The sequence below is a fragment of the Weissella ceti genome, assembly GCF_018394055.1.
In the GTDB taxonomy this organism is placed as follows: Bacteria; Bacillota; Bacilli; order Lactobacillales; family Lactobacillaceae; genus Weissella; species Weissella ceti.
In genome coordinates, this window is the sequence record NZ_CP074441.1 from 1,260,513 (window position 1) to 1,276,455 (window position 15,943).

Sequence of the window (15,943 nt, forward strand, 5' to 3'; positions counted from 1 at the left end):
ACTCCATTTTCATAAGTATGTATGTTACATTAAAAGTATGCTCCTGATTAGTTTTCTTGTAAACCCTTTCATAGAAGTTTCATGAATTACAAGTCAGACGGCTTGACAAAAATCGAAATATAAAGTAAATTAGAACAGTTGAAAAAATAATCGATTATTAAACACTGCCTTCTTATATCACGGCGGTGTGATAAGGAGGATAGATCTATGGCAGTTCCTGCACGTAAGACTTCAAAGATGAAGAAGCGTATGCGTCGTGGTGGTCAAGGTGGACTTAAGACACCTGTACTTCACAAGAACGAAAACGGTGTTTACGTACGTAACCACCACGTGGCCGCTGACGGTTCATACAAGGGTAAGCAAGTTGTTTCTAAGTAATCAACTAGCAAGCTAAAAAAAGCATTAGTCTTCTGACTAGTGCTTTTTTTGTGCTCTAAAATCCTTTTTCAAGCCTTTCTGTTCACTCCCACCCATTTATACTATTATCCCCTTAAAAGCGCTCACGCCCCCTCTTATAAGCGTTAAAACATACATACACGAAACAATCTACATCCCACCTGCATCATTACGTACATTATCGTTGTTTAGATGTATTTTAATGCGTGTTACAACTTAACTACGTACCTAAAGAATTAATTTAAAACAAAAGAAAAACGGCCGTCCCTAAGGACGACCGTTTATTTAATTTGTCTTACATGTCTTGCTTAAAGTCTTCAGGTGAGTACAAGTGAAGAACCTTTGTGCATACGTAGTCGACTGCCAAACCAGCGACAACTGGAATAACAAACCAAACCATCAAGCCAGGCAGCACACCAATTACATTGGTAACGAATGCTGCATCAGCCTTTTGTGCCAACATTGATTGGATAGGTGATACCATTCCAATCCAACCGAATCCGGCTGAAGTTGGTGTTCCTTGCACGTTTAGCAATGCAACTGGAATAGCTGAGATTGCGGCTGTTGCAAGGAAAGCAGTGATCATAATTGGCTTCTTGAAGATGGCAGGCATCATACCCTTCATCGCTCCCAAGAAAATCGCGAATGTTGTTCCACCCTTGTTAACCTTGAATGAGTTAACAAGCAGAATAACTGTTGTTGCGACAACACCGACACCGGCAGCACCGGCACCCATACCAGCCAATGAGATTGCCAAAGCAATTCCAACTGTTGAAACTGGTGTGATGATGATGAAGGCGAAGGCCATCGCAATCAAGATTGCCATTGGCAATGGTTGTAGATCAGTGAACAAACGCACTACGTCTCCGATAGCAGTTGTGATTGATCCAACGTAAGGCGCAATCATACGTCCTAGCAAAGCAACTCCACCACCAATTAGCAATGGGCTGAAGATGATTGCAACAGCACCAAAGCCGTTCAAGTACTTAGAAACTGCCCAGATAACCAACACACCAATCGCAGCAACGATCATGGCATTGATAACGTCTCCGGCTCCAGCAGCCAAGTAAACAGTACTTGGTGCCTTAGTAGCAACCCCTGTGATTGGGTTGACGAACCCAGCATCCACAGTGGCCCACTTGATTGACCCAGAAGCAGCTCCAGTAGCAATTGCCATAACTCCTACGTCAAGTGAACGCATGTTGAATTGTAGGGCCACCGCTACCCCGATCAAAACCGGAATAAATGATCCAAACAATACCAAGATTGCGTTCAAGTCAGCCGCCCAGGCTTGACCTGTAAACATCATCAAAACATACTTCAAAACGGCGGCTGGTAGAACCCCAATCAAAATTCCTTGTGCAGATCCTGAAAGAACCTTAAAGAAGAAATCTTTTACATTAAACTCATAACTACCATCAAAAACTTTACTCGTCATCCTTCTAACCCCTAGTGATTTCTCAAATTTAGTTTTTTGTTTTCTTTATCGAAATATTAGTATTCAACCGCAATGGCTGGTGTTTCACCCTTAATGAACGCCAATGAAGCGTCCATTGATTGTGTCACCATTTCTTGAACAGCCTTTGTTGTGTAGAACGCAGTGTGTGGTGTAACCAATACGTTTTCACGTGCGATCAAGTCAGCAATCTTTGCGTCTGGCAATTCAGTATCTGACCAGTCAGCGTTGAACAATCCAACTTCATGTTCGTAAACGTCCATTGCGAAGTCTGAAATCTTTCCTGAGTCCAAACCAGCAATAACATCATCCAAGTTCATCAAGTTTCCACGTGATACGTTAACCAAAACTACGCCATCCTTCATCTTAGCAATTGTTTCAGCGTTAATCATGTGGTGGTTTTCAGCAACACCAGGAACGTACAATGAGATAGCATCTGCTTGTGCGTACAATTCGTCTAGTGAGTCAACGTATAGTCCTTGTTCTGCAATTTCAGCATTTGGGAACTTGTCGTATGCAATAACCTTTGCACCAAATCCTTGCAAGATCTTGATTGCAACACGTCCGATGTTACCAGTTCCGATAACCCCAACCGTTTGCATACGCATTTCACGTCCAATAGCTGGTGCCCAACGCAAGTCATGCTTAGCTACCTTGTTGTCCAATTGCTTGGCACGACGTAGCAAACGTGACAATTGAATCATTGAGTGTTCTGCAATGGCGTTTGGTGAGTAAACAGGTACGTTTGAGATGCTGAAGTCAAATTCGCTAGCAGCGTCAAAGTCAATGTTGTCTGTTCCGACGTTACGCAATGACATCTTGTTAATTCCTAGTTCGTGCAAGGCTGTCAAAGTTTCGCGTGTGTAATCCAATTGTTGATATACGTTAACTGCATCTGCACCAGCAGCAAGCTTAGCTGTTTCAGGTGTTAGCAATTCGTTAGTAAATGCAACTTCAACTTCAGGGTGGGCAACTTCCCATGCCTTCAAGTCAGCTTCTTCATCAGGGCGAATTCCAAATGCAAAAATCTTCATAATATTTTCCTCCAGATTACGTTCAATTAGTAATTATTTTTTTAAATATTCCTCTTAACATTTATTATTATAAATCGTTGCTTGTGAAAATGTCAACAAAGATTTCGATATTTTGTGAAGTTTTTCTCACACTTTTTTTAAAACGATTTGAACAGCTTGATCTGACGGCTTTTAGACGAAAAAAAGCCGACCTAAATAGGTCGACTTTCACGATTACTTATCTTCAGTTTCACGATCTGATGCATTGGTCATGATCTTGTCAGCCAATCCATACGCAACTGATTCTTCGGCATCTAGCCAGTAGTCACGTTCAGTATCTGTTTCAAGACGTTCATATGGTTGCCCAGTATTACTTGCCAAGATTTGGTTCAACTTCTTACGTGTCTTCATGATTTCTTCAGCAGCGATCGCAATGTCACTTTGTTGACCTTGCGCACCACCAGAAGGTTGGTGAATCATGAATTGTGAGTTAGGCAAGATGAATCGCTTACCCTTAGCACCTGATGATGCTAGGACAGAACCCATTGATGCCGCCATTCCAATAACAATTGTTTGGACATCAGCCTTAATAAATTGCATCGTGTCGTAGATGGCCATCCCGGCAATAACTTCTCCACCTGGAGAGTTAATGTACATGTAGATGTCCTTTTCTGGATCTTGAGCATCCAAAAATAGTAATTGCGCAATAATTGATGTAGACATTTGTGAGTCAATTGGTCCTGTAACCATGACAATACGATCAATTAATAGGCGAGAAAAAATATCATATGAACGTTCACCACGTGATGATTGTTCAATAACATAAGGAATTGGTAACATTTTTGAAGCCCCCTTCGTTCTATAATTTTATCTATTATAACACTAAATTACTTGTTCGGTTGAATGCCTTTTGGCAGCATCCCCGTTGTTCGTATATCATCAGCCATCTTCGTCAATTTACGTAAACGATGATTAACCCCTGACTTAGAAATCGGTCCACTAGGGACATAATCGCCTAATTCTGATAGTGGCGCTTCACGATGTTGCAGACGTACGTGCGCAATTTCACGTAACTTTTCAGGCAAACGATGCAAGCCAACTTCTTCATCTAAGAACTCAATATCTTCGATTTGCTTTTGACTCGCATTGACTGTTTTATCCATATTCGCGTTTTCAGCATTCACCAAACGATTAACTGAATTACGCATGTCACGCATAATCCGAACGTCTTCTAATTTAAACATCGCATTGGTTGACCCAATGGCCATTAACATGTCTGCGATTTTTTCCGCTTCCTTCAGATACACAATATAACCAGAACGTCGATCAACAACCTTCGCATTCAAATCATAACGATTCATCAAACGCTCTAGTTGCATTGCTTGTTCTTCATATAGAGAGTAAATCTCTAAATGATACCGACTCGTTTCCGGATTGTTTACTGATCCAGCGGCCAAAAAGGCACCACGTAGATATGAACGCGCCATACCATCTTCTTCTAACCAGCTATCTGGTGGCGTCGGCACCATGCCCCCATCTTCCAGAATGTGCAGGTCATCCAATAGATCATTAACACCTTGTTTCAAACGAACAACATATAGGTTATTTTTCTTCAATTTCATTTGACGACGAACACTAATTTCCGCCGGCAAGTCATAAAACTTTTGCAATAATGTTAGGATACGACGTGCTGTCGCCGCATTTTCTGTCTGAACATTCAACGTGAATTGCATGTTACTCAGACCAAGCGATCCGTTCATTCGCAACAATGCAGCTAACTCTGCTCGTGCATTATTGGGATTATTAATCTCTAACATGGTCAGTTCTTTTTTAACATCACTTGCAAATGACATGTACTACCTCTTTCTAATCGTGCATCGCATTTGCAATTTCCATTATCAAGCGCGCAACTTTATCTTCATTGTGGAAAGCTCCGTTTTCACGTAGCTCAAGTAGATCAGCAATAACAGGACGAGCCCCTTCGGCTAATACAGCTTCTGGATCAAAATCAACTTGCTTCGCGATTTCGCTCCATTTGTGCCAATCAACATAGTCTTCAGGCACTTTCGTTTCATTCATCACACAGGTGTCAACGATTCGCTGTCCTACGTGTTCATTAATGACACGAATATGATCAGCTTCAGTGTAATTATCGGTCTCACCTTTTTGGGTCATAATATTCGCAACATACGTAATTGTCGCATTAGTTGCTTTCAAGGCTTCGCGTACATTAGGTACCATAACATTAGATAGCACACTCGTGTACAGACTTCCCGGTCCTAACACGATTTCATCAGCGCCCAAAATGGCATCGATCACTTCTTTTGGTGCATGTGCTTCTTCATTATCAGAATCCGGTTGTGGTGTCACCCAAATATTATCAATCACACCATGAGCGGCTGTAATTTCTGCCTCACCAGATAAAATCGAACCATCGCGGAATTTCGCATGTAATACCAATGGTTCATTTGCTACTGGATAAATGTGTCCTTGCACATTCATAAATTCAGCTAATTGCTGTACACCTAAGAAAATGTCTTGTTGTTTTTCTGCCATCGCCGCGATAATTAGATTACCTAGGGCGTGTCCAGCTAACATTTCGTCTTCTTTTTTAAAACGATATTGGAAAACATCAATCATATTATCTGGCACATCCGCTAAAACGGCCATGACATTACGAATATCGCCAGGTGGAATCGTGTTCAAATAGTCACGCAATGTTCCAGAAGACCCACCGTCATCCGCAACAGTAATAATCGCCGTTAGATCGGCATCTAACTTTTTTAGTCCTTTTAAGATAATTGGTTGTCCTGAACCTCCACCAATCACAACTACCCGAGGACGTTCCAGCGTTTTCAAGTCCATGGTTTAGCTCCTCTTTCGGCGTTCAATATCACGGTGATATTCGTTAACTGCATACCCAGATTGTTTTAATTGTTCAGACAGGCGATGTGTAAAGGCTACTGAACGATGTTGTCCACCGGTACATCCAAAGGCAATCGTTACGTTAGACTTACCTTCCGCCTTGTAGCGGGGCAATAGCCATTCGATACTCTGCTGAACACGTTGATAGTACGTTTGGGCATCATCGTTATCCCAAACATAATCAGCGACTGGTGCATCTAGCCCTGTTTGTGGACGTAGTTCTTCTAGATAGTATGGATTATCCAAGAAACGGACATCCATGACCATATCTGCATCTGCTGGCAATCCATACTTAAAGCCAAAGCTCATGACTTGGACATTGAAAGCAGCTTTCTTATCTTCATCAGTTCCATAACGTTCAAAAATGGCTTGGCGCAATTCCTTGGCCGAAAATTCATCTGTGCTAATCACACGGGTTGCCAACTTTTTGACATCATCTAACATACGACGTTCTTTGGCAATCCCAGCCAGAACACTTTTATTAGCGGCTAATGGATGAGCACGACGCGTTTCTTTGTAACGGGCAACCAATTCATGATCAGATGCATCCAAGAATAGAATCTTCAATTCATAGTCGTTGTGGTTTGCTTCACGCATACGTTCGACTTCCGCTTCAAGTTCTGAAAAGAAGTTACCAGAACGCGCATCAATCATAATGGCTGCACGTTCTACATTTTCATCCCCCGAAATCAAGTCCCAAACTTTTGGCAACATTTCAGCCGGAATATTTTGCGCTGTGAAGTATCCCAAATCTTCTAGCGATCCCATTGTTACTGTCTTACCAGCACCACTCATCCCTGTTACGATTAACAGTTCTTTTTTTGCCATGCTATTCCCCTCTCACAGTCTTTTTATAATGTTTCAATTATAGCATCTTTCCCTTTATCAATCATTAAGCCGGGTGTTTCATTTTACGATTATGGCCTCCAATATTTTAATTGAAAGCCCCATAAAAAAAGCCCCGTTATAATCTACCTAATACGGTTGATCTTAACGAGACTCTATATTTACTTACCCAGACACAGGTTCATTAATCCATGGAATCGATTATACCTATCAATGCAGTTCCATCGCTAACATCCCTTTTATTTATGCATACGGGCGATATCACGTGCCATGATTTCCTTTAGATAACGACCAGTATATGATTCTGGTGTTGCAGCGACCTTTTCGGGTGTACCCGTTACAAGTACTTCCCCACCACCAGCACCGCCTTCAGGTCCCATATCAATAATCCAATCAGACGTCTTAATGACATCTAGATTGTGTTCAATGACTAGGACTGAGTTACCACCATCAACCAAACGTTGTAGCACTTCTAGTAGACGCGCAATATCATCAGTATGCAATCCAGTTGTTGGTTCATCTAGGATATAGAATGTCTTACCAGTTGAGCGACGTTGTAGTTCAGCGGCCAACTTCATACGTTGTGCTTCTCCACCAGACAACGTTGTGGCAGATTGACCTAGCTTCACGTAACCCAAACCAACATCATTGATTGTTTGTAGCTTACGACGGATCTTTGGAATTGACGCAAAGAATTCAACAGCTTCTTCGGCTGTCAAATCTAGCACTTCAGAAATGTTCTTACCACGGTACTTCACTTCAAGTGTTTCTGAGTTGTAGCGAGTTCCATGACACACTTCACAGGCGACGTAAACGTCAGGCAAGAAGTTCATTTCAATCTTCAAGACACCATCACCCTTACAGGCTTCACAACGGCCACCCTTGGTATTGAATGAGAAACGTCCCTTAGCATAACCACGTAGCTTCGCTTCATTTGTATTCGCAAATAAGTCACGAATATCATCAAAGACACCTGTATACGTCGCTGGGTTAGAACGTGGTGTACGACCAATTGGACTTTGATCAATGTCAACGATCTTATCAATGTTCTCAACGCCAGTTATTGACTTATACTTACCTGGCTTTTCAGAATTATTGTTTAGTTTTTGTTTCAAAGCACGCTTCAAAATCGTATTCACTAACGTAGACTTTCCAGAACCAGAGACTCCAGTCACAGAAACAAATTCCCCTAATGGGAAATTAACATTGACGTTCTTTAGATTGTTTTCAGCAGCACCCTTCAACACTAGCTTTTCACCAGTTCCCTTACGACGAGACGTTGGGACAGGAATCAACTTCGTTCCGGCCATATATTGTCCGGTCAAAGAATCCGGGTTCGCTTCAATTTCTTGCGGTGTTCCGACTGCCATGATTTGCCCACCATGTGATCCAGCGCCAGGCCCGACATCAATAATGTAGTCCGCGGCTTGCATCGTATCTTCATCGTGTTCAACGACAATTAGGGTATTCCCTAGATCACGCATGGCTTTCAAGGAACCAATCAAACGGTCATTGTCACGTTGGTGCAGTCCGATAGACGGTTCATCCAACACGTACATAACCCCAGAAAGGTTTGAACCAATTTGCGTTGCCAAACGAATACGTTGTGATTCTCCACCTGACAATGTACGGGCAGAACGCGCTAATGTTAGATAATCCAGCCCCACGTTCTTTAGGAACTTCAAACGATCGGTAATTTCCTTAATGATGGGACGTGCAATGGCTTCGTCTTGTTCACCGAAAGTCAAACTTTCCATGAATGTTAGTTCTTCATCAACCGGCCATGACACCAATTCACCAACATTGTGTTCACCAACCTTAACTGACAAAGCAGCTGGGTTTAGACGGTAGCCATGACACGCAGAACATGGCAATTCATCCATGAAGCCACGCATTTGTTCGCGGGTTACATCTGAAGTTGATTCACGGAAACGACGATTAATATTGGTAATGATTCCTTCGAAAGTTGTATCCACATCACGAACACCACCAAAATCATTTTCGTAGTGGAAATGGAATTCCTTATCAGATCCATGCAAGATTTGATCTTGTTGTTCTGCATCTAATTCTTCATATGGGACATCCATGGGGATATCATTTTGCTCCGCGAATTGGCGCAACAATTCTGGGTAGTAGTTAGATGAAATGGGATTCCATGGCGCAATCGCCCCTTCAGCCAATGTCTTGGTTGGATCAGGCACAATTCGATCAACGTCCACTTCCATAGTTTGCCCTAGTCCGTCACAGACTTCACAGGCCCCAATAGGTGAGTTAAATGAGAACAATTGTGGTTCTAACTTCCCAACACCATAGTTCTTCAAGGCGCCTAGGTAATGGTCGGTAAATGTTAATGAATCCCCACCCTTTAGTACATCAACCGTCACCATACCATCAGCCATGCGTAAGGCTGATTCAAAGGCTTCGAACAAACGGGCACGTGAGCTTTCTTTCAAAACAATACGATCAACAACCACGGCGACATCATGATACTTATTCTTATCTAGCTTGATATCTTCACTGACTTCAAGCATTTCACCATCCACCATGACACGGACGAAACCTTCTTGTTTAATACGGTCTAGCGTTGTGGCATGTGATCCACGCTTGTGTTGAATGATCGGGGCCAAAATTTGCATACGAGCACCCTCTTCTAGGCGCTCAAACACTTCGTTGATCATTTGATCAATTGAAGACTTCACAATTGTGCCATCAGATGGTGCATCTGGTTCACCGACACGAGCAAACAATAAACGATAATAATCATTAATCTCGGTTACAGTTCCGACTGTAGAACGAGGGTTCTTTGATGTTGTTTTTTGGTCAATTGAAATCGCTGGACTCAACCCTTCGATTGAATCGACGTCTGGCTTTTCCATTTGTCCCAAGAATTGTCGTGCATATGCTGACAAACTTTCAACATAACGGCGTTGCCCTTCGGCGTATAGCGTATCAAAGGCTAGTGAGCTTTTCCCAGAACCCGACAAACCAGTGACAACGACAAACTTATTCTTAGGTATATCTACCGTTACATTTTTTAAATTGTGCGCTCTGGCACCATGTACTGAAATTAAATCATTCGACATACACACTTCCTCCACAAATAGTATTACTTTCATTATAAACTAGTTGGCAATGATTATGTTAGGTTTTAACTAACAAGACCTTAAAAGACTGTTAAAAGGGCATATCAGACTGTACCTTCCTTAAAAATAACGTATAATTAAGAAACAATAACCTCGGAACAAGGGAGCATCGGGAAATGCAAAATATCGATTCAAAGCCATGGTCATTCCGTTGGCTAATGGAACATCTAGGATCTGCAGTCCTACTAATCGGCGCAGTTACAGCCGCCGCTGTTGCACTAACAACACTAATCATTGGTGTTGAAGAACTTATTTCATTAATTGTGGTTCAACGCCCTATTAATACCTACACAAATGCCTACGGAAATGCCTTACAAACTGTCTTGTGGCATTTCCTAATCGTCTTTGTTGTGGTCGCCTTCTGGGCAGCACTAGACACATTTACAGCTGAACCGACTGAATAAACATTAAATTTTCGAATTACTCACAAAAAATTAAAAACTATATGCGAAAGCATTCACAAAGTAAACCCTATGTTTACGGCTTGTGAATGCTTTTTTCACAAACTCACTCATATCAACCAGTAAAACGCTTTAAAAGTCCTGTTTTAATGCAACCATTTTCACGAAGTTTGTAGTATACTGAACAAGTTAGTTTTTACTGGAGGAATAATTATGGAGTTTTTAATGTTAGCCATTTCAATCGCCCTATTGTTGGTGTTGATTGTTAAATGCAAGTTGAACACATTCGTGTCACTTATTATTACGGCCTTCGTTTTGGCCTTGTTGCTAGGAATGGATCCAATGTCAATTCCATCTGCGGTCTTAGGGGACCAAGGTGTGGGAAACATTCTAGGATCTAACTCAGTTATCTTCATCTTTGGTGGAATGATTGGACGTTTGGTTGCTGATGCTGGTGGTTCATACCGTATTGCCCGCACATTGATCAACTGGTTCGGTCTAAAGCGTCTACAATGGGCTGTTTTGATTGCATCATTCATCATCGGAATCTCAATGATCTTCGGTGTTGGAATGGTCCTATTGATTCCTATTGTGTTCGCCGTTGCCATCGAAGCTAAGGTGCCATTGCTATACCTAGGTATCTCAATGACAGCTGCTCTATCTTCTGCACAAGGATTCTTGCCACCACAACCTGCTCCTACTGCTGTTGCCACAGCTTTGGGTGCTAACATTGGTATGATGTTGATGCTTGGATTGGTTGTTGCGATCATTACTGCTGTTGTTGGTGGACCATTGTTCACTAAGTTGGCACAAAAGTACGCACCTGATGCATTCGTTATGAAGAAAGAATTGCCTGCTATCGGTCCTGTTGAAGAATACGACCTAGACAAGACACCTTCATTCGGATTGTCAGTTTTGACATCAATCTTCCCATTGATCTTCATGATTATCGCAACTGTCTACAAGATGATTTACACTGGTGGAGTTACACCAGCTAACCCAACTATGACAGACTCAATCATTGAATTCATGGCTAACCCTGCTGTTGCAATGACTGTTTCATTGATCTTCGCTGTATTCTCAATGGGAATCTGGCAAAAGCGTACAATGACACAAGTTGGTGTTTCAATGAACGAAGCAATCAACGCCGTTGCTGGTATCCTACTTATCGTTGGTGGTGGTGGTGCTTTGCGTGGTGTCTTGGTTACTTCTGGATTCTCTGACCAAGTTGCTGCTATGTTCCAAACAAACGGTGACATGTCACCTGTTATGTTGATCTTGTTCGCCTGGGTTGTTACTGTTCTATTGCGTGTTTCTGTTGGATCAGCCACTGTTGCTGGTATGACAGCCGCTGGAATTTTGACTTCTGTTGTGGCAACACAATCAAACCCACTAATCGCTGTTTTGGTTGCTTTGGCAATCGGAGCTGGATCATTGTTCGCGTCACACGTTAACGATGCTGGGTTCTGGATCTTCAAGGAATTCTTCGATATCTCAGTTAAGCAAACATTCCAAATTTGGACAGTTCTTGAAAGTGTTATTTCATTGACTGGTTTGGTTGTTATTATCGGATTGGCATTGTTGCTAGTATAAACAAACATATAAAAACTACACCATAAAAAAGACCCCGGCTTAATTGCCAGGGTCTTTTTTAGTGCGTTTAAACACTAATTAATAGTGCCATTGAATGGTTTCATCGTCATCAGCCATAATACCTAAAAGTATTACAGGCTTATCCTAGATGACTCTGAAACACCCTACACGCCTACATAATATTCATCTTCATAAGCAATACATGCGTTCAATAATTGTCGCCATTACCTATAAAAATAGATTTCTTTCAACCGACTCCAAAAACGTCTCAGGTACGTCATACCGTGATTTATCCATATTTCAATGAGACAGTCCAACTCATAATCAATCGTGTCCATACATCCCCTCACAAACGCTAAATCGTATTGTGTACGGTGTTTCAGGCACTAGTGTACGTGGAATATATATACTTGTCTAGAATTTTATCTATTTCATTATCCTTAGGATTTTTTTCGTAAAAGAAAAGCCACAATAACGATTCTGTCTTTATACAGACAAAATGTTATTGTGGCATTGAATTTTAATTTCAACAACTAGGATGTACTCCTAATCAATGTAGGTTGGAAATCAGCCCTGAGTTAAATTGCCTACTTTGATTAAAAGTACAATTTATCTAAGAGCCCTATTCTTCATCTTGCAGTTCCTTAAAATGTTTCTTTATGCGATCTAACCGACGACGTGCAGTTGTTCGATGTATATCAAGCGCCTTGCAATAGTCGTTCAATTGTTCGCCTGGGGTTTCGCAGATATACTTCCATCAGCTTATAACTGGCATCCTTTTTATCTAGCGTCTCCATATATGCATTTAACGTTGCACGTAAGTCCAAGTTATCCCACTCGCTGTACGTTAGCAAAGGTAACTCTTCGGTAGGCTCAAATCGTTTTTGATCACGATTATTTTTACGTAACATATCCAACAGACGCCATTTTAAGAACTTAAATAACATAGTGTTATTCGTTAACGAAAGATTGTTATCTTTTTCAAATTCTTGATATAACAAGATTAGTAACTCTTGTTTATAATCGTCATAATCTTGTTGGAATCCTTGTACACCTACGGCAGAAAGTACACCGCCCACTAATTTATTAGCTTGTTTCAAATCCATTTTCTAATTCTCCTAAAATACGATCTCGTATCCATACTATTTCTAGAGCCGATTCCGTATTTTAGTTTAATTATCATTGGTCCCTGTGTCTTATTTATCTTTTCAAAAAACGGAAATCAAATCTATTTATCATGCATGATTACATCGATGCAATTAATTTCATTATCTCATTGAGCGACGGTATCCAGCATCAATAGCTTCTTGCTCTGAATTAAAGTACACTTTATTTTTTTCCGCCATGCGATAGTTTTGTTGTCCCGGCATGTGATAAATACGGCTTCGTACATTCCCAACAATCACTCCACCAATATCCGTCAATTGCGTTTCTGATCTAGTTACCGGCTTCTTTTCAGCAGCAACCTTACTTCGTGCTTCCTCTTGCTTGCAGCTGCCTTAACTCGTGCGTTTTCCTCTGCTTTAATTTTTGCCTGCGCTTCTGATTCCGACTTCTGTTGTGCTTTTACACGAGATTCTTCCTCGGCACGTTTCTTATCAGCTGATTCTGATTTCGCCTTGGCTTCTGATTCTTTTTTCTTTTTTTCTGCTTGCTTCTTATCTTCTTCTGATTGTTTCTTTGCTTCTGATTCGGATTTTGCTTTCGCTTCTGATTCTTCTTTTTCTAACTTCTTTGCCGCAGCTTTTTCTTCAGATTCTGCTTTTTCCGATGCGATTTTAGCTGCAACTGCACGTTCTTTACGATCCGCTTCTGCATATGGAGCATTAATTACACTTCCTAATAGAAGCACAGCTGCTGCACCAATTCCCATTTGCTTAAACACTTTTTTCACGGGTTTTTTGGTTACAAATTTATTTCTGATCAGGTGTACCAGAGAAGTAATTAATAAAACAAATCCTAGTAAAATTAAAATCTCTCCAATAGTACGTAATGTAGGTTGTCCCACAAAATAACCAAACAACAAAATTCCTAAGCCAATAAATCCAAGTTTTTTCTCGGTTTGATTTAATTCAGGTCGTTTATGTAATTTAAAACTTACATATTTAACTCCCCAAATACTCATAGTAATTACCCCAACTAAAACAATAAGTCCCCCTAAAGTTTTCATCATATTCCTCCAATATGTATTTATTCATGTAAACACATCTATTATATCAACAATGTTTACTTTTTTAAAATAAGTACACATATACCACTTTTTGAAAAATATGTCAGTTTATAAATTTTTTATAAACAAAAACACCCGACCGCCTAAGCGATTGGGTGTTTTCATATTTGATAGTTGAAAAACGTCCAACTCTCGAAATCGAATAATCGTAAAGATTAACGCTTTGAGAATTGTGATGCCTTACGGGCCTTCTTAAGACCTGGCTTCTTACGTTCCTTCATACGTGCGTCACGAGTCAACAATCCTGCTGACTTCAATGCTGCACGGAAGTCTGGGTCAACTTGCAATAGGGCACGGGCGATACCGTGACGGATTGCACCAGATTGACCAGAGAAACCTCCACCATCAACGTTAACCAAAACGTCGTATTGACCAAGAGTTTCAGTTACGTTGAATGGTTGAACCATAACCTCACGCAAGTTAGCGAAAGGAATGTATTGTTCAGCTGAACGACCGTTGATTGTAATCGCTCCGTTACCAGGTACCAAACGTACACGTGCAACAGAATTCTTACGACGACCAGTTCCGTAGTATTGTACAGTAGCCATAATAAACTATTCTCCTTCCGTTAAATTAGATAAGGTTGTTGATGTTCAACAACACTGGTTGTTGCGCTTCGTGGTTGTGTTCTGAACCAGCGAAGACATGCAACTTCAAACCTTGTTGGCGACCAAGTGATCCCTTTGGCAACATTCCGTGAACTGAAAGTTCTAGCAAACGTTGTGGGTTCTTTTCGCGCAAGTCACCAGCCTTACGTTGCTTCAATCCACCTGGGTGGTTTGAGTGGTGGTAGTATACCTTGTCAGATGCCTTGTTACCAGTCAAAGCGACCTTTTCAGCATTGATAATGATTACGTTGTCACCAGTGTCAACGTGTGGTGTGAAAGTTGGCTTGTTCTTACCGCGCAAGATTGATGCTGCTACAGTTGAGATACGTCCCAAAGGAACATCAGTCGCGTCAAGAATGTACCACTTGCGGTCAATTTCACCGGCTTTTGCCATATAAGTTGTACGCATGGAAATTTCCTCCAATAATTTGTTTGTTTACTTTACCAAAAAATATAAATAGTCGTACCAGGACAATTCCCAAATTGTGGTTGGTAAACAATACCAGCTTCAATCTTACCGCGGATTTTGTTTACCGTCAATGTAAATATGGATAATTTCCTGAACTAAATATTAGTAGCGAACTTCAACCAAATACAACCCTTGAGCTGGTGCAGTGAAGCGCGCTTCTTGTCGATCTTTTACTTCAAATAATCGTTGAATGTCATCAACTGGACGTGAACCATGTCCAATTTCTAATAATACCCCGACCATAATTCGAATTTGGTTATATAGGAAACCATTCCCTGAGAATTCAAACCAAATTTCATTTTCTTCCGGCTTCAAGAACATTTCAGCTGAGTACACAGTACGCACTGTTGTCTTTTGTTGGAAGCCAGCAGCAACGAAGCTTAACCAATCGTGTTCACCCACGTAATCACCAATTGCTTGTTGCATTAGGTCAGTATCTAAACGACGGTTCCAGTGTCCTGTGTAGTTACGCTTGAATGGGTCACGGAATTCAGTTGTTGAAAAGCGGTAACGATAAGTCTTATCATGCGCTGCGTATTGTGCATGGAATTCATCATCCACAATTTCAACATCTTTAATCCCGATGTCGTATGGCAACATTGTTGATAGTCCCTTACGCACTGCTTCAGCTGGGATATTAAATGGTAAGTCGAAGTGCGCAACCTGACCAATCGCATGGACACGTGCATCAGTGCGGCCAGATCCTTGAACACGAATTGGTTCTGCTGGATTCTTAGCCATCTTGTTTACAGCTGCTTCTAGTTCTAGTTGCACTGTACGCTTACCTGGTTGAACTTGCCAACCAAAAAAATCAGTACCATCATAAGCAATCGTTGCTTTATATCGTGGCATATCTTACTCCT

General features: G+C 41.2%; 16 protein-coding genes. 3 read left to right on the plus strand and 13 right to left on the minus strand.

Going from position 1 to position 15,943, the window contains the following annotated elements; translation table 11 throughout:
* Positions 1 to 207 precede the first annotated feature (207 nt).
* Positions 208 to 378, plus strand: coding sequence for a 50S ribosomal protein L32 (gene rpmF / locus KHQ31_RS06545; RefSeq protein WP_009496206.1), 171 nt, complete (start codon positions 208 to 210; stop codon positions 376 to 378).
* Between the two features lie 313 nt (positions 379 to 691).
* Here the strand turns inward: rpmF and KHQ31_RS06550 are convergent, their stop codons facing one another.
* The 7 genes from KHQ31_RS06550 to uvrA form a co-directional block, all read right to left on the minus strand.
* Positions 692 to 1,834, minus strand: a complete 1,143-nt coding sequence (locus tag KHQ31_RS06550) for a PTS sugar transporter subunit IIC (RefSeq protein ID WP_213408789.1) — start codon at positions 1,832 to 1,834, stop codon at positions 692 to 694.
* Between the two features lie 56 nt (positions 1,835 to 1,890).
* Entirely contained in the window at positions 1,891 to 2,886 is a 996-nt protein-coding gene (locus tag KHQ31_RS06555) for a D-2-hydroxyacid dehydrogenase (protein WP_213408790.1), read from the minus strand.
* Positions 2,887 to 3,099: 213 nt separating this feature from the next.
* Complete coding sequence (locus tag KHQ31_RS06560; RefSeq protein ID WP_213408791.1) at positions 3,100 to 3,705, minus strand: ATP-dependent Clp protease proteolytic subunit; 606 nt, start codon at positions 3,703 to 3,705, stop codon at positions 3,100 to 3,102.
* Between the two features lie 47 nt (positions 3,706 to 3,752).
* Positions 3,753 to 4,718, minus strand: a complete 966-nt coding sequence (gene whiA / locus KHQ31_RS06565; protein ID WP_213408792.1) for a DNA-binding protein WhiA — start codon at positions 4,716 to 4,718, stop codon at positions 3,753 to 3,755.
* Between the two features lie 13 nt (positions 4,719 to 4,731).
* Complete coding sequence (locus KHQ31_RS06570) at positions 4,732 to 5,730, minus strand: gluconeogenesis factor YvcK family protein (RefSeq protein WP_213408793.1); 999 nt, start codon at positions 5,728 to 5,730, stop codon at positions 4,732 to 4,734.
* A 3-nt stretch (positions 5,731 to 5,733) separates the two neighbouring features.
* Entirely contained in the window at positions 5,734 to 6,618 is an 885-nt protein-coding gene (rapZ, locus tag KHQ31_RS06575) for an RNase adapter RapZ (protein ID WP_213408794.1), read from the minus strand.
* A 257-nt stretch (positions 6,619 to 6,875) separates the two neighbouring features.
* A complete protein-coding gene (gene uvrA, locus KHQ31_RS06580; RefSeq protein WP_213408795.1) occupies positions 6,876 to 9,719 on the minus strand; it encodes an excinuclease ABC subunit UvrA in 2,844 nt (947 codons plus the stop codon).
* A 176-nt stretch (positions 9,720 to 9,895) separates the two neighbouring features.
* Between uvrA and KHQ31_RS06585 the strand changes: the two genes are divergently transcribed.
* Positions 9,896 to 10,183 carry a hypothetical protein gene (locus KHQ31_RS06585; RefSeq protein WP_213408796.1) on the plus strand — a complete coding sequence of 96 codons (288 nt, stop codon included), beginning with the start codon at positions 9,896 to 9,898 and terminating at the stop codon, positions 10,181 to 10,183.
* Between the two features lie 210 nt (positions 10,184 to 10,393).
* Entirely contained in the window at positions 10,394 to 11,773 is a 1,380-nt protein-coding gene (locus KHQ31_RS06590) for a gluconate:H+ symporter (protein WP_213408797.1), read from the plus strand.
* Positions 11,774 to 12,471: 698 nt separating this feature from the next.
* Here KHQ31_RS06590 and KHQ31_RS06595 read toward each other — a convergent pair.
* The 6 genes from KHQ31_RS06595 to truA form a co-directional block, all read right to left on the minus strand.
* On the minus strand, positions 12,472 to 12,879 hold the full coding sequence (locus KHQ31_RS06595; protein WP_213408798.1) for a hypothetical protein: 408 nt from the start codon (positions 12,877 to 12,879) through the stop codon (positions 12,472 to 12,474).
* 162 nt (positions 12,880 to 13,041) lie between these two features.
* Complete coding sequence (locus tag KHQ31_RS06600; RefSeq protein WP_213408799.1) at positions 13,042 to 13,197, minus strand: sunset domain-containing protein; 156 nt, start codon at positions 13,195 to 13,197, stop codon at positions 13,042 to 13,044.
* 17 nt (positions 13,198 to 13,214) lie between these two features.
* The gene (locus tag KHQ31_RS06605) at positions 13,215 to 13,946 is read right to left on the minus strand and encodes a hypothetical protein (RefSeq protein ID WP_213408800.1); all 732 of its coding nucleotides are present in this window, start codon (positions 13,944 to 13,946) and stop codon (positions 13,215 to 13,217) included.
* A 212-nt stretch (positions 13,947 to 14,158) separates the two neighbouring features.
* Positions 14,159 to 14,551: a 30S ribosomal protein S9 gene (gene rpsI / locus KHQ31_RS06610; RefSeq protein WP_213408801.1), complete on the minus strand. Its 393-nt coding sequence runs from the start codon at positions 14,549 to 14,551 to the stop codon at positions 14,159 to 14,161.
* A gap of 25 nt (positions 14,552 to 14,576) precedes the next feature.
* Positions 14,577 to 15,020 (minus strand): 50S ribosomal protein L13, encoded by a 444-nt coding sequence (gene rplM, locus KHQ31_RS06615; RefSeq protein WP_213408802.1) that lies wholly within the window; start codon positions 15,018 to 15,020, stop codon positions 14,577 to 14,579.
* A gap of 162 nt (positions 15,021 to 15,182) precedes the next feature.
* Positions 15,183 to 15,932 carry a tRNA pseudouridine(38-40) synthase TruA gene (gene truA / locus KHQ31_RS06620; protein WP_213408803.1) on the minus strand — a complete coding sequence of 250 codons (750 nt, stop codon included), beginning with the start codon at positions 15,930 to 15,932 and terminating at the stop codon, positions 15,183 to 15,185.
* Positions 15,933 to 15,943 lie beyond the last annotated feature (11 nt).